Source organism: Paenibacillus castaneae, assembly GCF_002884445.1.
Classification (GTDB): domain Bacteria; phylum Bacillota; class Bacilli; order Paenibacillales; family Paenibacillaceae; genus Pristimantibacillus; species Pristimantibacillus castaneae.
Map to the genome: position 1 here is coordinate 2,974,626 of NZ_KZ614144.1, position 17,767 is coordinate 2,992,392.

Here is a 17,767-nt window from a genome sequence, read left to right on the forward strand (position 1 = left end):
CAAACATAAGTTCTCCAGTACAGAAGTTCGTATTTTCTGTTGACACCAAACGTTTGTTCGTGTATTCTAAAAACAGAACAAACGTTTGGGGTGTGGATAATGATAACTAGTCCAAGTTTTTATAGAACGATCCATAAGCAAGAAGATAACAAGGTCGTATATATGAAGCGTAATGCTAAGCTGTTTATTAAACGGCATCTTCTTAAGATTATAGTTAGCTCTGCCTTGTTCGTCCTTTTATTTACCAGTTTTCTCATTATGGGAACAGTTGCATTGGGCAGCCATCCTATGGAAGCCTCTGCGGATGAGCGTGTTGTAATTGTAAATCCAGGTGATACGCTTTGGGGAATTGCCAAGAGCAGCTATTCCGATGACAGCCATGATATTAGGTATATTATATTTATGATTAAAGATAGAAACGGCCTGGAATCCGTTAATATTAAACCGGGACAGAAAATTATTATTCCAGCCATATAAATTAGAACAAATTTACAATATAATAAATAAGTTAAATCCATATATAAGCTTTCTAAAGTAGGTAGATTGTAATTAATCTATCTAAATTAGAAAGTTTTTTTGTGTGAACTGCAGGGCTTACAATCTTAATTAACGTCTATTAAGAGGGGTACTGAGAGGAGAGAGCGATATTGTTACGTGTAGAACAATTATCTCATTCTTTTAAGAATGGGAATGAATCAACCGTTGTACTGCAAGAGATCAGCTTTCATGTAAATAAGGGTGAGATGATCGCATTGCTGGGCAGTTCTGGATCTGGAAAGTCTACTTTGCTTAATCTGATGGCTGGCTTGATGAAGCCCACAGAAGGAAATATTTATATTGCAGGCCATAATATCGTATCGATGAATGAGAATCAGTTAGCTGAGTTTCGACGCAAGCATATCGGCTTTATTTTTCAAGCGTATGAGCTTATCGCTAATTTGACGGTTAGGGAGAATGTCGAGCTTCCGCTAGTGTTTCAATCCATTAATCCTGCATTGCGCAAGCATAAAGCGCTGGCCTTGTTGGAGCAGGTTGGTATTCCCGACAAAGCGGAACTGTACCCGTCTCAGCTATCCGGCGGCCAACAGCAGCGTGTAAGTATTGCAAGATCATTAATTACGGAGCCATCTGTTATTTTTGCTGATGAGCCTACAGGAAATTTGGACACCAAGACAGAGGAAGAAATTATTATGATTCTGAAACGTCTGAACCAAACGATGGATACTACCTTTATCATCGTTACGCATGAGCGGGAGGTAGCTGACCATACGCAGAAGATTATTACGCTGCGTGATGGTTACTTGGTAACTGATCAGGGGCCGGCTGCTGAACCTATACTAATAGGAGGAATACATAGTGAGAGTTAGTGATATCACTCGATTATCATGGGATCAAGTGAGAAGGCGAAAGGTTGTAACCGCTTTATGTGTAGCAGGAATATCCATTGGCTGCGCCGCAATTATTGTAGCCATGAGCATTGGCGAATCCGCTCAGCTTTATATCGAGAAACAGATGAACAGTTATTTGAAGATGGATGAAATTACGGTTACTGCCAGCAATGGGGCTTCAAGGGGCGGGGATTCATCCTCCATTGATTCTGAAACACTCAAGCAGGGGAAGCTGACTGAACAAAAGCTAAATATTATGCGGCAGATCGAGCATGTTCAAGCGGCTGCTCTCTATTTGCAGCTTAATTATATGGAAGTGTTTACGCTTGACAACCTGACTTCTCAGTTCCAGACCGAAATTATAGGAACGGATCTAGATAAACTCACTGATTTCGGCAATGAGTTTCTGCAAGGAGCCCCTTCTGATCTGACGGGAGCTATTGTTCTTAACTACGGCGCAACGCTGGGTCTAATCGATGAAGAGACAAGAAAGAGCTTGCAAGAGCAAATAAATGCAAACCCTTATGATGACGCCTTATACCAGCAGTATAAGAATCTGAATAAGATGCTCACTGCTTTATATCAGAAGCAGGTGCAATTGCGCTATTATTCATCGACAGGGGAAGTAATTAGCAGACCGCTACGCGTTATCGGCGTGCTTAAGAAGCCTACTGGCGCCAGTGAGGAAAACTTGCTTTATGATAAGAAGGGCTATGTTTCGCTTGAAACAGCGAGAATGCTGAAGAAAGAGCTGCGGCTTGGCGAAGATGAGAACGAGACTTACAATCATATCGTTGTGAAGGTAGAGAATCAGAAATATATCGAGAAGATCGAGAATCAGATCAAGAAGCTGTCAGTATCCACTTCAACGAATTTATATCAAAAGGAAAGACTTGCGAATGAATTCAAAATCATAAAAGCAGCCGCGCTTGGCATCGGCGTGTTTATTCTTATTATCGCTTCTATTTCCATCGTCGTTGCGATGACCATGTCTACCTATCAACGCCGTCGTCAAATAGGGATTATGAAGGTACTTGGGGCTAATTTAGGCCAGATTAGAAATATGTTCATCGTTGAGGCTGCGCTGCTTGGACTGTTAGGTGGCTTGCTCGGCGTATTATTCTCCTATTGGATCGTATGGGGCATGAACGGGTTGATTCGATCATTCTCCGATGAGCAGGATGCGGTTATTATCTTCATTCCAATAACAACCATTCCGATTGGCATGTTGTTCGCTATAGCAACAGGTGTATTGTCCGGTATCTATCCCGCTATCAGTGCATCAAAAACCGATGCTTTGACGGCTATTAGACGGGACTAATGAAACTAAATAAAAGGGAGAATAATAATGAAGAAGAAAATAAAGTGGATTATTATCGGTCTAATATTAATTGGAATTAGCTTTGGTCTTTATAAATTGGGAAATCCATCAGCACCTGTCGCGATCACAACCGATAACCAGCCCATTACGTTTCAAGTGAAAAAAGAAACACTAGTAAATAAGGTAGAGGTAAAGGGAAAATCACTGTATGAGCAAGAAACACTTGTGTATGCACCATATGGCTCAGAGGTGTCAAGCTGGACTGTAGTAGATGGACAGCAGGTAAAGAAGGGCGATATTCTGTTTACAATGGATCAAAGAGCGGTCCAGAATGAAATTACTCAAATGGAAGCTGTTCTACGCAAAGCGAAGCTTGAGGGAGAGCTTAGCGATTATTTGAGTCAGTTGAATGATGACTCGAAGGCGCTTGAAACGTCAGAGGAAGAAAGAAAGCGGACTTTAGTAGAGAAGGAAATGAACCGCATAACGAAAGAGCTTAATGAAGTAACCAACTCTATTCAAGCAAAGGAGCTTCAGCAGAAGAAGAAAATGTTAAATGAATCTGTCTATCGGTCCCCAGCGACAGGTATTTTTCTTTTTGATAATCCGAATAAACGTCCACAAGCGCTTGGAAATAATGAATATGTTGGTAAGGTAGTCGATTTGAACAAGCTGCAATTCATCGCATTAGTTGGCGAACAGGATATTTTCCGTATAAAGGAAGGAATGTCTGTTCAAGTAAAGATGAATGCCATGAAGCAATTAAATCTTGCGGGCAAAGTGCTTAAGGTGTCGAAATTCGCCAAAACGGGTTCCGATCAAAATAGCCTGGATCAAGCCGCACAGTTTGAAGTTGTTATTGTACTGGAGCCGAATGAGTATTTGATTGCTGGCCTCAGCCTGAATGGTGCTATTGAAACGGAACGTAAGGAGATGGCTACGGTTGTTCCTACACTTGCCATATCGCGTGAGCAGGACAAGCATTTTGTCATGTTTGATCTTGGGAACGGACAATATGAGCGCCGGGATATTAAGATTGGAATGGAAACGGCAGAGTTTACGGAAGTGCTGGAAGGCTTGAAGGAAGGCGATCAGGTTGTTCTGCAATAATGAAGAAAGAGCATCCATGACAGCCTCTTCACCTCTCATAATCTTGACAACTGAACGGTTGAAATGTCAAAGTAGAGGTTAGAGTATTTTTCAGCATGAGAGGAGTGAACCTAAGTTATGGAAATGGATAAAATTATAGCGCGAATCAACGAGCTTTCTCGTAAAAATAAAACATCCGGCTTAACGGATGCTGAAATCACGGAAAGAGCGGAGCTCAGGCGCCAATATTTAGATATTTTCAAAGGTAACTTTCGCCAGCAGCTAGAAACCATTACAATTGTAGACGGTGACGAAGAAACGAAGCATTAAATTTACGCAATAGGCTCTCATTTAATATCCAGGGGAAGGGTGATTAGATGAAATATAATCTATTAGGCAAAAGTGGACTGGCTGTTTCCGAGCTTTGTCTTGGCACAATGACTTTTGGAAACTCTATTAGTGAAGAGGCTTCCATCGACATGATCGATCGTTTTGTGGATCGCGGAGGCAATTTTCTTGATACGGCGAACGTATATGTAAGCGGTCGATCGGAGGAAATTGTCGGCAAAGCGATCAAGAATAAACGCTCGGAGGTCGTACTGGCTACGAAGGTTAGAATGAAAACCTCCGACGATATCAATGGAGTAGGGCTGTCCCGCAAGCATATTATGGACGGCGTGGAGGCTAGCCTGAAGCGTCTCCAAACGGATTATATTGATTTATATCAGGTGCATGTATGGGATCATGCTACACCCATTGAAGAGACTCTCCGTACATTGGATGATCTCGTAACCTCTGGCAAGGTGCGTTACATAGGCTGTTCCAACTTTTTTGCTTGGCAGCTGATGAAATCACTCGCATATAGCGATGCAAACCGCTATGTTCGTTTTGTATCCATTCAGCCTCAATACAGCTTGGTCAGCCGACAAATGGATCGTGAGATGCTTTCGCTTTGTTTAGAGGAGAAGGTTGGCATTATTCCTTGGGCTCCGCTTGGCGGAGGATTCTTGACCGGCCGTTATGACCGTAATGAGCCGAAAGAGGGTCGATTGACTTCGAAAGTCGGCGAGAGTGCATGGGTTAATCGCGCGCTGGACAAAAACTTTGTTATTTTGGACGCATTGCTTGAAGCGGCAGAAGAGCTTGGAAAAACACCTGCTCAAGTTGCCCTGAGATGGCTGCTGCAGCGTGAAGGCATTACTTCGCCTATATTTGGTGCGAGCACATTGGAACAGTTTGAAGACAATATGGGTGCCATCGGCTGGGAAATGCCAATCGAGGCTTGGAATCGGCTGGAAGAAGTGAGCGCTCTGGCTGAGGATTATCCGAACCGATTTATCGATAAATTTCGCAGGCCGTTTTAGTAGGGTTTATAATTAGGAGGAGTGTCAGCTTGTCACGTTCTTGGGAGCGCAAAGTGCGCAAAAATATGAGTGAGGTCAACAAAAAGCGCAAGAAGCAAGGTAATGGTAAAATGGTTTTAAATGGTGAAAAATCGGATAAAATCGTCGGCCGCAATTTTATTGCTCCGATATTATTAATTTTGTTCATCGGGGTGTACGTCATTCTGATGCAAAACTCGCCCGGATTCCAAATGGATACGATGTTTTGGATAACGGTAGGCTGTTATATTTTGCTTGCTATGGTTTTCTTCTTCCGCAGACCTTATATCACGATTGGCAAGGATTACGTGCAAACACGGAAAATGACAGGCGACAAAAAGCTGTCGGCAGCTGCGATTAAAGGGATTGTTGTTCAAAAGGGTTATGTGATCGTAGAGCAGCAAAAAGGCGCCAATTGGGTATTCTCCAAATTGACGAACAGGTATCCAACAGAAGAAATAGGCGAGAAGCTCAAGCAGTTCGCACAAACGAACGGAATTGCTTTTCAGCAAAAATAATAGGCAGGAGAGTTCCGACAACGATGGCTAAACAAGCAGTATTATTTGATCTCGATGATACATTGCTGTGGGATGACCGCAGTGTAAAGGAAGCCTTTGCGGCAACCTGTCAAGCAGCAGCAGACGCAGTTGGTGTTGATCCAGCTGCGCTTGAAGAAGCGGTTCGCCGCGAAGCAAGAGCGCTTTATGAATCGTATGAAACGTTCCCATTCACCAAAATGATTGGAATTAATCCTTTCGAGGGCCTCTGGGCTAATTTTCTCGAAGGCGAGCAGGACGAATTCCGCAAGCTTGAGAAGCTGGCGCCTGGCTATCGTAAAGCGGCTTGGACGCAAGGCCTTCAAGTGCTTGGCATTCATGACGAGGAGCTTGGAGCGAAGCTTGCTGAACAATTTCCAGCGGAGAGACGTTCGCGTCCTATCGTATACGAAGAAACTTTCCGTGTGCTTGACGCATTGAAAGGAAAATATAAGCTATTGCTATTAACAAACGGGTCGCCTGATTTGCAAAGAGAAAAGCTTGCCGGGGTGCCTGAACTTCTTCCTTATTTCGATCATATTATTATTTCAGGCGAGTTTGGCGAAGGTAAGCCTGCTTCTGCTATATTCAAGCATGCGCTTGACCGTTTAGGCGTGGAGACCGATCATGGGATAATGGTTGGAGATAAGCTCACGACAGATATTCTAGGTGCGAACACGATTGGCATGACATCCGTTTGGATTAATCGCCACGGTGCAACACGTACGGATGAGATTGTGCCAGCTTATGAAATTAAGCATTTAGAGGAGCTGCTACAGCTGCTTGATTCGTAAAATAAAGCAGAAGCGCAATCAGCTGAAGCGTTCTTGCTGCTAAAAAGCCCCTCGTAGTCAGCAATTGCTGCTATCGAGGGGCTTGCATTGTTTTAAATCAATACTACGCTTTGTTTGATGCGAATTTCTCATCAGCGAATGGATGCGCAATCCAGCCTTCCGTTTCAATGAATAGACGGACAGCTACGATCTGGCGATTATCCATTAGGGTGAAGAAATGCGGTTTGTATTCTGGTACGGAAATGACATCGCCAGCTTCAAGCTCTACATCAAAGTAGCCAACATCGTCTGTACCTTTAATAATGAAGATGCCGCGGCCAGCTGTAATTGCTCGAACCTCATCTTCGGTATGCGTATGCACGTTTTCGAATTTTTTGAGCAGCTCATCAAGATTCGGTGTTGCGTCTGACAATGCGATAATATCCCATGTTTTATAGCCGCGACGCACAGCAAGATCATGAATTTCTTCATCATATGTCGCTAAAATTTGTTGTTTCTCTTCATCGGAGAGAGTAAATTTCTGTTGTAAGCTCTCAGGCAGCTTAGCTGGATTCCAATGCTCATACAGTACTTCTTGCTTTTCTAGAAATGCACGGACATTGTCTTCACCTTGAATCCGTTCCTCAGTATTTCGAATTCTTATTTCAGCCATGAACATTCCCTCTTTTCCTATAGAAATTAAATGATATAATTATTATAAATCAAAAAAAAGGGATTGTCGATGGATTTACCTTTTCACACATCAGGCATTCTGATAAACTATTGGTTAATGATTTTGGGGAAGGGTGTAACAACTTGTCGAAAACAACCATTCAACAAGCGCTGCAAGAACGCATTCTTATTTTGGACGGCGCAATGGGTACTATGATTCAGCAGGCTAACTTAAATGAAGCAGATTTTGGCGGGGTAGAGCTGGACGGCTGCAATGAAATGCTTGTTCTAACTCGTCCTGACGTTATTCAATCTATACATGAGCAATATCTTGAAGCAGGCGCGGATATTATTGAAACAAACACATTCGGTGCAACCAGTGTTGTATTGGCCGATTATGATATTCCAGAGAAGGCGAGAGAGCTGAATCTAGCAGCAGCCAAGCTGGCACGCGATGCTTGCGATAAATTCAGTACGCCAGACAAACCTCGCTACGTTGCAGGTGCTCTGGGTCCCACAACGAAAACGCTGTCGGTTACCGGCGGTGTTACGTTTGATGAGCTTGTAGAGAGCTACTACGAGCAAGCGCTAGCTTTAATTGAAGGGGATGTTGATGCGCTGCTGCTGGAGACGTCTCAGGATACGCTAAACGTCAAAGCGGGCAGCATCGGGATTCGCAATGCGTTCGATAAGCTGGGCAAAGAGCTTCCGATCATGATCTCTGGCACAATTGAACCGATGGGTACAACGCTGGCTGGTCAAACGATTGAATCCTTCTATATTTCGTTGGAGCATTTGAAGCCAATTTCGATCGGTCTGAACTGCGCTACAGGACCGGAATTTATGCGGGACCACCTGCGGACATTAAGTGACATTGCGAATGCCGCAATAAGCTGTTACCCAAATGCCGGATTGCCGGATGAGAATGGTCATTATCATGAATCTCCAGAATCGCTTGCGAAGAAAATGTCAGCTTTCGCTGAGCAAGGCTGGCTTAATATCGCCGGAGGCTGCTGTGGAACGACACCTGAGCATATTAGGGTTATGGCTGAAACGATGGCGAAATTTGCGCCGCGCACGAAGATGGGAGAGCATCCCGATGCTGTATCCGGTATAGAAACGGTATTTATTGAGCCCGAGAATCGTCCGATCATGATCGGCGAGCGTACGAACATTTCGGGATCTCGCAAATTCAAACGGCTTCTGAAGGAAGAAAAGTTCGATGAAGCATCCGAAATAGCAAGGGCGCAAGTAAAAGGCGGAGCACATGTCATTGATATTAACCTGCAGGATACCGATATTGATGAAGCCTATGCCGTCCATCAATTTTTGCCTCAGGTTGTAAAGAAAATTAAAGCGCCTTTAATGCTGGATTCCACCTATGATCATATTATTGAGCTCGGACTTAAATATTCACAAGGCAAAGCGATTATTAACTCCATAAATTTGGAGGATGGCGAGTCTAAGTTTGAACAAATTTTGCCGCTTATCCATCGGTATGGCGCTGCTGTCGTTATGATTCTAATTGATGAGCGAGGGCAAGCAGTCACTCGCCAAGCGAAGATGGAAGTAGCAGAGCGCTCTTATAAGCTGCTGACCGAGAAGTACAAGATGAACCCTCAGGATATTATTTTTGATCCGAATATGTTCCCAGTCGGCTCAGGAGATCCACAATATATTGGTTCGGCTGTGGAGACGCTTGAAGGCATTCGCATGATCAAGGAAAAGTTCCCGCTTGCCAAAACCATACTGGGACTTAGCAATATTTCCTTCGGCTTGCCAGACGCTGGCCGTGAAGTGCTTAACTCGGTTTATTTGTATCACGCTACCAAAGCGGGTCTAGACTATGCGATTGTGAACACGGAAAAGCTGGAGCGTTATGCTTCTATTCCAGAGAGTGAGCGCCGTTTAGCGGAAGATCTCATTTACAATACAACAGATGAGACGCTTGCTGCTTTCGTTGCCGCATTCCGTGACAAGAAGGTGGAGAAGAAAGAGAAGCTGTCGAATCTCTCTCTGGAGGAGCGTCTAGGCTCCTACGTAGTAGAAGGGACAAAGGAAGGACTTATTCCTGATTTGGACGAGGCTCTTAAGAAATACTCGGCGATGGACGTTATTAACGGACCGCTAATGCGCGGGATGGAAGAAGTCGGCCGGCTGTTCAACGGGAATGAGCTAATCGTAGCAGAGGTGCTTCAAAGCGCCGAAGTTATGAAAGCATCCGTTAATTATTTGGAGCAGTTCATGGAGAAGAACGAATCATCCGTAAAAGGCAAAATTATTTTGGCTACAGTAAAAGGCGATGTGCATGACATTGGCAAAAACCTAGTTGAAATTATTTTGTCAAACAACGGTTACAAAATTATAAACTTAGGCATAAAGGTACCGCCTGAGAAGCTGATCGAAGCCTATCGAAATGAGAAGGTTGATGCGATTGGACTGTCTGGCCTGCTCGTTAAATCTGCGCAGCAGATGGTCATTACAGCGCAGGATTTAAGAACGGCTGGCATTGACGCGCCAATTCTAGTTGGCGGAGCTGCTCTCACGCGGAAGTTTACAAAAACGAGAATCGGTCCCGAATATGACGGACTTGTTCTGTATGCGAAGGATGCTATGGACGGACTCGATATTGCCAATAAGCTGATGGATCCTACGCATCGCTCAGCTATGGAAGAGGAAATGGCAGCCTTTAAGGCTTCAGGCAGCATGGAAGTGGAAGAGAAGAAGGCTATGCCTACATTAACTCGAGCAATCCGTTCCAAAATATCGCCTGATGCACCTGTATTCACACCGCCGGATTTGGAGCGCCATGTGCTTCGCGATGTGCCTATTCCGCATATCGTTCCTTATGTGAATATGCAGATGCTGCTCGGTCATCACCTCGGCTTGAAAGGTAAAGTAGATGAACTGCTTAAAGAAGGCAATGAGAAGGCCGTTCAGCTTAAGGCGACTGTAGATGAGATTCTGCACAAGGGAGCGACAGAAGGAATTGTTAAAGCACACGGCATGTATCGTTTCTTCCCTGCGCAGTCATCGGGTGACGATGTCATTATTTACAATCCAGTCGATCCGAGACAGGAGATCAAACGTTTTACATTCCCGCGCCAGCAAGTAGAGCCGTATTTGTGCCTGGCTGATTTCTTGAAGTCGGTAGATAGCGGTATAATGGATTATGTAGGCTTCCTTGTTGTAACCGCTGGTCACGGCATAAGGGATCTGGCCAACGAATGGAAGGATAATGGCGATTACTTGCGCTCTCATGCTCTTCAATCCGTTGCGCTTGAAGTAGCCGAGGGGATGGCTGAACGTGTCCACCATATGATGCGGGACATTTGCGGTTATCCAGACCCTGCCGATATGACGATGAAGCAGCGCCATGGCGCTCGTTATCAAGGTATTCGCGTGTCGTTTGGCTACCCTGCATGTCCGAATCTGGAGGATCAGGAGCCGCTGTTCGATTTAATGAGACCACAAGATATTGGTGTAGAATTAACTGAAGGCTGCATGATGGAGCCGGAAGCGTCCGTTTCTGCGATGGTATTTGCCCATCCAGAAGCACAATATTTTAACGTTGAGAAGCTGTAGCTTATAAATAGGTTTTTGAGGAGCCCTCCAGCATTCGTCCCAACAAGCTGGAGAGGGCTCTTCGTTTCTTTTCAGGCTGCGCCGGGTAAACTGCTAAATAGCGAGGTGGACGATCAAATGAATATATGGTTTTTGGGTACAGGCGCTGGCAGGCCGAATAAGCATCGAAATGTTACAGCAATTGCGCTGCAGCTTCCTGAGCCTAGCTGCAGTTGGTGGCTCTTTGATGCAGGGGAGGCAACCCAGCATCAGCTTATGCATTCGCCGCTGAAGCTCAGCAAGCTCGAAGCAATATTTATTACTCATCTTCATGGCGACCATATTTACGGCCTTCCTGGCCTATTGAGCAGCCGCTCCTTTGATGGCGGCGTAACACCGGTTCAGCTCATTGGTCCTGCAGGCTTGAAGCAATATATAGAAACGGTATTTGCTGTGAGCGGTACGCATCTGGACTACGAGCTGATTATTCATGAAGTAACGGGAAATGAAGGCGTAATTTATAATAATGAGCATTTAAAAGTGGAGATAGGCGAGCTTGATCATCGCGTGCAGTGCTTCGGATACCGCGTGACGGAGCATGATCAGCCGGGCAAGCTGCTTGTTCATAAGCTGAAAGAAATGGGAATAGCTGCAGGTCCACTTTACGGAAAACTTAAACAAGGCCAATCGGTTGCCGCGCCGGATGGAACGATCGTGCATACGAAGGATGTAACCGGTCCTGTTCATGTTGGCAGAATTGTTACCGTGCTAGGTGATACCAAGCCTTGCGAGAATGCTGTAAGGCTGGCAGCAGGGGCTGATTTGCTTGTGCACGAGGCAACATTCGCTGCGGGTATGGAAGAGAAGGCGCATGAATTTGGTCATAGCACAACGGCAGAAGCGGCAGCAACAGCAGCAGCAGCGAAGGCAAAGCAGCTGGTCATGACTCATTTCAGCGGACGTTACAGCAATGAGGATTTAAGTCTCTTAGAGGCAGAGGCTGCCCTAAGCTTCGAATCGGTGAGAGCCGCACAAGATTTGCTTATGATTGAGATTAAGCGTGCGTCTGCATTAGAACCCAATAAGGAATAAATAAAAGTGGCGGTCAATCAGACCGCCACTTTTATTTATCCCGATGAATCAGGATGACTTTGGATCGCATCTATCAAACAACGGTTATAAGAACAGCGGTATCATTTAGTATAATAAATTTTTACCGTTAATTTAGGTAAATAAGGTGATATAATCCATATTAATGCTGAAAAGGCTGGTGATAAGGATGAAGGATGAAGTCTATTTATATAATTATGCACGGTGGGAAGCGCTGGCTAAAGCAAATGCATTATTCACACGTCCAAACCTAGAGCTTGATAAAAAGTCAGCTCGTGATTACTTAGAATTGGACCGGTTTGGAGTAAGCTCAGATTTAACTGGGAAAAATGTTCTTTGTTTGGCAAGTGGCGGTGGGCAACAGTCTGCTGCATTTGCCTTGCTGGGAGCGGTTGTATCGGTGTTTGATATTTCTCCCTCCCAGTTGGAACGGGATAAAGCTGCTGCAGAACATTATGGAGTTGAAATAAGTTTGTATCAAGGGGACATGCGTGATTTGTCTTGTTTCGACAGTAATTCGTTTGATATTATTTGGCATCCGTATTCCCTTACCTTTATTCCCGATTCACGAGTCGTATTTCATGAAGTATCTCGCATTATTAGAGAGGGTGGATTATATCATCTCATGTGTGCCAATCCTTTTTTCTCAGGATTAACGCATAATGATTGGAATGGAGAGGGTTACTTATTAAAGCTTCCTTATAATGATGAATCGGTAACTTCTTATCCTGACCAGGAATGGGTTTATGACCAGTCTCAGTCCTTTAGTAAAATACAGGAACCGAAAGAATATACGCAAACGTTAAGCAGAATAATGAATGGATTAATAAAAGAAGGGTTTGTTCTTGATTACTTTTGTGAAGTCAAAAGCAATGATTCGGAGTCATTGCCTGGCAGTTGGGAACATTTCCAATCGATAGCGCCGCCTTGGTTTGAATTTATTTGGTACTACAATCCGAATACGTTAAAGCAAATAAAAGCAATTGAGTGATAGATCGCGAATCAAAATCCCATAGTGAAATAAAACAGAAATGGAGTGCAGAACTATTGCTAGTTTGCACTCCTTTTTTCATATCGTTATAAAACGGAGCTACCTATAGAGCTGCAGCCGTTTATGCTTGCTTCTCATGCTTCGCAAAGTGATAAGACAAATAAACGGAAGTCAATACTACGATAACGACGATCGTTAGAAAGAGAATCATTTGATAGGGGGCAGGTATGAATGCTGTACCGATCATAAGCAGGCCACCTAAGATAAAATATTTAGCTGATGCGCGATGTGTTAGTCTCCAAACCGTTTCATTGTTAACAGTATACACGGTCTTAATGCCGAAATAATTATTAGGCGGAAATTTAGGCATGTAAATGCCTACCGTTACAAAGATGATGCCAACCATAGGCAGAACGATTTTTGACAAATCCACTTCTAGTCCGTAGCCTGAAGCTAGGATAACGCCGTGAAGACTAAGCAAGCCGAGTAATAATACATTTTGAAGAATAAGCAGGCTGGATTTGAATTTCTGATAGTTTTGATTACGGGGAAGAAGAACCGTTAAGAGTGTCATAACTCCGGGCAAGAGATACACAGCAAACGCTTTGTTGGCATATTCCTTCACTTCACTGTTTAAATCCCATTGAATCGACATTTGTTCCGGCATGTCTGAATAGGTAACTATGGTTGCCGCAACTGCTATGGCAATGAAGAGCCAAGAAATGATATTCGTACTCAATTTCCTTCATCCCCTTCAGGCTTGATTTGCTGGAAGGAAACAAACCATTTGCTAATTATTCGAAAAACATCCGTGTTTATTGAATAAAATATATGCTGCCCCTTACGCTCATCAGTAACAAGCTCACCTTGCTTAAGAAGGTTAAGATGATGCGAGATGCTGGGCTTCGTCATTTGAAAATGGTCAGCGATTCCACCGGCTGTTAAATCGCTCTCCCGCAATAAGTCGAGAATTTTGCGTCTTGTCGGATCTGCTAATGCTTTGAAAGCTAAATCAATGAGCACATTTTTCTTCCTTTCAAGATCATTCCACTGTGTTTAAGATATTTAGAAGATTACCTAAATATCTAATCCATGTTCACTATAACGTAATCCATTGATAGCTGTCAAAGGGCATACATTAATCCGAATCCACTCATAAAGAGAGGGGTTTATTTTTGTTGTCAATATCCAGAAGTAAGGACTAGTAAAGCGAACAAATATTCGCTAAAATATCATACAAAGAGGTGAAACGCGATGTTCAAAAAGAAATCACTTTCAGAGCTGATTCAGCAATTAAAAGCCAATGAGAATATTATTAATTGGCATGAAATAGATCCGCAAGATGCCAAAACTAAGCCGATCCCGGAAAGCGTGGATGCTAGAATCAAATCAGCTTTGCATAAGAGAGGAATAACGGAATTGTATACTCACCAGTTTAGTGCCTACGAAACTTTGCAAAAGGGTGAAAACATTGTAGCCGTTACTCCTACAGCTTCAGGGAAAACGCTGTGCTATAATTTGCCAGTATTGCAGGCTATAGCCGCAGACGACTCGTGTCGGGCACTTTACCTGTTCCCAACTAAAGCCTTGGCACAAGACCAGAAGAGCGAATTAAATGAAATTATTAATGAAATGGGTATAGATATTAAAAGCTTCACATATGACGGAGATACTTCCCCGGCTATCCGGCAAGTTGTACGAAAAGCAGGGCATATCGTAATTACTAATCCAGATATGCTGCATTCAGCCATCCTGCCACATCATACAAAATGGGTTAGCCTATTCGGAAATCTTAAATATATCGTAATCGATGAGCTGCATACATATCGCGGAGTTTTCGGAAGCCATGTAGCAAATGTCATTCGGCGCTTGAAGAGGATATGTAAATTTTATGGAAGTAATCCGATTTTTATTTGCACATCGGCTACTATTGCGAATCCGAGAGAATTAGCTGAACAGCTGACGGGTAATCCTATGAGGCTAATAGATGACAATGGGGCGCCAAGAGGAAGAAAGCATTTTGTTTTCTATAACCCGCCGATTGTAAACAAACCGCTCAATATAAGAAAAAGTGCAACAGTAGAAGTAAATAACTTGGCAATGGAATTTCTGAAAAACAAAATTCAAACAATTGTATTTGCGCGAAGCCGGGTTAGAGTTGAAATTATTTTGAGCCACTTGCAGGAATTGGTGAAAAAAGAAATCGGGTCAAACTCCATTAGAGGCTATCGCGGGGGTTATCTTCCGAAGCAGCGGAGAGAGATCGAGAAAGGACTGCGTGATGGCGAAATAATTGGCGTAGTAAGTACAAATGCTTTGGAGCTGGGTGTTGATATCGGTCAACTGCAGGTGTGTGTGATGACGGGGTACCCTGGCAGTGTAGCAAGTACTTGGCAGCAAGCTGGACGAGCTGGCAGAAGACATGGTGAAGCTCTCGTATTAATGGTTGCGAGTTCTACACCTATTGACCAATATATCGTTCAAAATCCAGAATACTTTTTTGATAGATCGCCGGAGTCAGCCCGAATTAACCCTGAAAACTTATTAATTCTAGTGGATCATTTAAGATGTGCCGCGTACGAAATACCATTTCAAAAGGATGAGGAATTCGGTCCCTTGGATGTAACAGATATAATGGAGTATTTAGTTGAAGAGAAGATTTTGCACCAGCATGAGAATACGTTCTATTGGGCGAATCAATCCTTCCCTGCCAGCAATATTAGTCTTCGATCGGCTTCACAAGAGAATGTAGTTATTGTTGATCAATCCGATGTTGCGAACGTGAAAATTATCGGAGAAATGGATCGGTTCAGTGCGATGACACTACTGCATGATGAAGCTATATATTTGCATGAAGGAGTTCAGTTCCAAGTAGAGAAACTAGATTGGGAGCATAAGAAAGCATATGTAAGACAAGTCGATGTGGAGTATTATACCGATGCGAACCTAGCCGTTCAACTGAAGGTTATGGTCATCGACAAGACGATCAGCAGAAGAACAACAGCAGTCAATTACGGAGATGTCGCAGTAAATATGCTGCCTACGATTTTCAAGAAAATCAAGCTGACTACATTTGAGAATGTAGGATATGGTCCGATTTCCTTGCCGGAAGAAGAGCTGCACACGAGCGCAACATGGATTGAGTTAAAAGAAGTTGATTCAGAAATCGGAACGAAGACGCTGGAGCAGCTGTTATTAGGCATTGCAAATGTACTCAAACATATTGTTCCTATTCATGTGATGTGCGATAGAAATGATATTCACGTCGTTTCTCAAATAAGAGCGGCTCATACGCAGTTACCGACTATTTTTATGTATGATCATTATCCAGGCGGAATTGGTTTAGCTGAAGATGTGTTTAAAAGATTCGATGAAGTGATCGCCGCAGCAAAAAAATTGATACGCAAATGCCCATGTGAAGACGGTTGCCCTTCATGTATCGGTACTGAAATTGAGGGAATTAACGCGAAGATCAAAAGCATTCAGTTGTTGGAGGATTTATGAGACGAGGTTTTGTGAAGCAGGAGGTGTACAATGAGCGGATTACGTGATCGCATGAATCGTTTGCGTGGTGAAAGCCGGGAGAAGGACAAGCAATCTGAAGTATCGCTTGCCGAGGGGGCTAATGAGGATGAAAGCCTAGCTGAAGCTTTGACTTCTATTGAAGAGGAGTCTAATGATGAAGCGGATCCGGAGTGGATTTCACCTGTATGGGATACGTTTGGCGTTAAGCTGCATAAAAACGATGTTGGAAGCTTTCTGCTGCGTAAAATCGTTTATCCGAGCGATTTCCGACATGGACATCATGCAATTGAGGAACTGCATGCGGCGGCGCCTGGCTTGTCTTCTTTTCACCCTTTGCAATCATCTGCAGCGGAGAAAGTGCTGTTTCTGGATTTGGAGACGACTGGGCTTGGTGTAGGAACGGGGAACATTCCATTCATGGTTGGCATAGGATATATGTCGAATCATCAATTTGTCATCGAGCAGACATTAATAAGACATCCAGCTGAAGAGAGAGCCATGCTGGCCTATTTAGCTGAAAAGCTGCAAAACTATACGTATCTCGCCACATATAATGGCAAAACCTTTGACTGGCCGCTTGTAATAAATCGGTTCATCATGAATGGGCTTGTTCGGAACCTTTGGGAGCCGAAGCATCTCGATTTCCTTCATCCAGCAAGGTCCATATGGAGAAATACATTAGTGTCCTGTAAATTAAGCCATGTGGAAGAGGAACGACTTGGAATTCATCGTGAGGATGATGTGCCGGGATCGCTGGCACCTCAGCTTTACTTTCAATATTTGGCGAATGGCGATCCTGCTCCTCTTGAAGGCGTTTTTCGACATAATGAAACGGATATGCTCTCGCTCGCTTGCTTAGCTATTCGATTCGGACATTTATTGAACGAGAATATACGTGATTATATTCCGCTTCCGGATGAGCCTGAGGAAATGGTGCGAACAGGGCTTTGGCTGGAACGTATGGGGAAAACAGGATTATCCCAGCTTTTGTTCGATATGGCGATTAATGCGAAAGAGGTTAAACCCTCTACTTTAATTATGCTTGCCGCACATGATAAGAAGGCTGGAAATTGGATGCGTGCTGTGTTATTGTGGCAGAAGGCAATTATACAATCTTCCTCCAATTTTGGAGCAGCAGCACATGAAGCAAGCGTGGAGTTAGCTATGTACTATGAGCATAAGCTGAAAGATTTCGATGCAGCATTGGGACATGCCAGCACTGCTTTTGAGCATGCTTTGAACCATTCCATGCTGCAGCGACGGGATGCAAAGATGCGAGCGGAGCTGGATTCGCTGCGCAATCGAATTGCAAGGCTGAAGCGGAAGTCGATGAAGCAAATTCAATAATGAAATGAATGAAAATAGATGACAACAGAAACGTAAACTGCCCGCCAAGAGGACGGAATATGCTGTTTA

At 43.8% G+C, this 17,767-nt stretch carries 16 protein-coding genes; 13 read left to right on the forward strand and 3 right to left on the reverse strand.

The window, feature by feature from the left end; genetic code table 11:
* The first annotated feature begins 99 nt into the window (after positions 1–99).
* The 8 genes from CEF13_RS13155 (at position 100) to CEF13_RS13190 (ending at position 6,510) form a co-directional block, all read left to right on the forward strand.
* Positions 100–477 (forward strand): LysM peptidoglycan-binding domain-containing protein, encoded by a 378-nt coding sequence (locus CEF13_RS13155; protein WP_102711108.1) that lies wholly within the window; start codon positions 100–102, stop codon positions 475–477.
* Positions 478–647: 170 nt separating this feature from the next.
* Positions 648–1,367, forward strand: coding sequence for an ABC transporter ATP-binding protein (locus CEF13_RS13160; protein WP_102711109.1), 720 nt, complete (start codon positions 648–650; stop codon positions 1,365–1,367).
* A complete protein-coding gene (locus CEF13_RS13165; protein WP_102711110.1) occupies positions 1,357–2,709 on the forward strand; it encodes an ABC transporter permease in 1,353 nt (450 codons plus the stop codon). The genes CEF13_RS13160 and CEF13_RS13165 overlap by 11 nt, the downstream gene beginning before the upstream one ends.
* A 27-nt stretch (positions 2,710–2,736) precedes the next feature.
* Positions 2,737–3,819, forward strand: a complete 1,083-nt coding sequence (locus tag CEF13_RS13170; protein ID WP_102711111.1) for an efflux RND transporter periplasmic adaptor subunit — start codon at positions 2,737–2,739, stop codon at positions 3,817–3,819.
* 117 nt (positions 3,820–3,936) lie between these two features.
* Positions 3,937–4,128, forward strand: a complete 192-nt coding sequence (locus tag CEF13_RS13175) for a DUF896 domain-containing protein (protein WP_102711112.1) — start codon at positions 3,937–3,939, stop codon at positions 4,126–4,128.
* 47 nt (positions 4,129–4,175) lie between these two features.
* Positions 4,176–5,162: an aldo/keto reductase gene (locus tag CEF13_RS13180; RefSeq protein WP_102711113.1), complete on the forward strand. Its 987-nt coding sequence runs from the start codon at positions 4,176–4,178 to the stop codon at positions 5,160–5,162.
* A 29-nt stretch (positions 5,163–5,191) separates the two neighbouring features.
* Complete coding sequence (locus tag CEF13_RS13185) at positions 5,192–5,698, forward strand: hypothetical protein (RefSeq protein WP_102711114.1); 507 nt, start codon at positions 5,192–5,194, stop codon at positions 5,696–5,698.
* A gap of 23 nt (positions 5,699–5,721) precedes the next feature.
* Positions 5,722–6,510 (forward strand): HAD family hydrolase, encoded by a 789-nt coding sequence (locus tag CEF13_RS13190; protein ID WP_102711115.1) that lies wholly within the window; start codon positions 5,722–5,724, stop codon positions 6,508–6,510.
* A 103-nt stretch (positions 6,511–6,613) separates the two neighbouring features.
* On the opposite strand, the gene CEF13_RS13195 is transcribed toward CEF13_RS13190, so the two are convergent.
* Entirely contained in the window at positions 6,614–7,162 is a 549-nt protein-coding gene (locus tag CEF13_RS13195) for a 1,2-dihydroxy-3-keto-5-methylthiopentene dioxygenase (RefSeq protein WP_102711116.1), read from the reverse strand.
* Between the two features lie 203 nt (positions 7,163–7,365).
* Between CEF13_RS13195 and metH the strand changes: the two genes are divergently transcribed.
* From metH to CEF13_RS13210, 3 genes are all read left to right on the forward strand, one after another.
* Positions 7,366–10,746, forward strand: coding sequence for a methionine synthase (metH, locus tag CEF13_RS13200; RefSeq protein WP_424991959.1), 3,381 nt, complete (start codon positions 7,366–7,368; stop codon positions 10,744–10,746).
* Positions 10,747–10,863: 117 nt separating this feature from the next.
* Entirely contained in the window at positions 10,864–11,817 is a 954-nt protein-coding gene (rnz, locus tag CEF13_RS13205) for a ribonuclease Z (protein ID WP_102711118.1), read from the forward strand.
* A gap of 187 nt (positions 11,818–12,004) precedes the next feature.
* Entirely contained in the window at positions 12,005–12,826 is an 822-nt protein-coding gene (locus CEF13_RS13210; protein ID WP_166742778.1) for a class I SAM-dependent methyltransferase, read from the forward strand.
* Between the two features lie 121 nt (positions 12,827–12,947).
* Here CEF13_RS13210 and CEF13_RS13215 read toward each other — a convergent pair whose 3' ends face one another.
* Both CEF13_RS13215 and CEF13_RS13220 read right to left on the reverse strand, forming a co-directional pair.
* Positions 12,948–13,565 carry an SdpI family protein gene (locus tag CEF13_RS13215; RefSeq protein WP_102711120.1) on the reverse strand — a complete coding sequence of 206 codons (618 nt, stop codon included), beginning with the start codon at positions 13,563–13,565 and terminating at the stop codon, positions 12,948–12,950.
* On the reverse strand, positions 13,562–13,843 hold the full coding sequence (locus CEF13_RS13220; RefSeq protein ID WP_211297059.1) for an autorepressor SdpR family transcription factor: 282 nt from the start codon (positions 13,841–13,843) through the stop codon (positions 13,562–13,564). Before CEF13_RS13220 ends, CEF13_RS13215 begins: the two co-directional genes overlap by 4 nt.
* A 237-nt stretch (positions 13,844–14,080) precedes the next feature.
* On the opposite strand from CEF13_RS13220, the gene CEF13_RS13225 reads away from it, so the two are divergent.
* Both CEF13_RS13225 and CEF13_RS13230 read left to right on the forward strand, forming a co-directional pair.
* Complete coding sequence (locus CEF13_RS13225) at positions 14,081–16,330, forward strand: DEAD/DEAH box helicase (RefSeq protein WP_102711122.1); 2,250 nt, start codon at positions 14,081–14,083, stop codon at positions 16,328–16,330.
* A 30-nt stretch (positions 16,331–16,360) separates the two neighbouring features.
* Positions 16,361–17,698 carry a ribonuclease H-like domain-containing protein gene (locus CEF13_RS13230; RefSeq protein ID WP_102711123.1) on the forward strand — a complete coding sequence of 446 codons (1,338 nt, stop codon included), beginning with the start codon at positions 16,361–16,363 and terminating at the stop codon, positions 17,696–17,698.
* Positions 17,699–17,767: the final 69 nt, after the last annotated feature.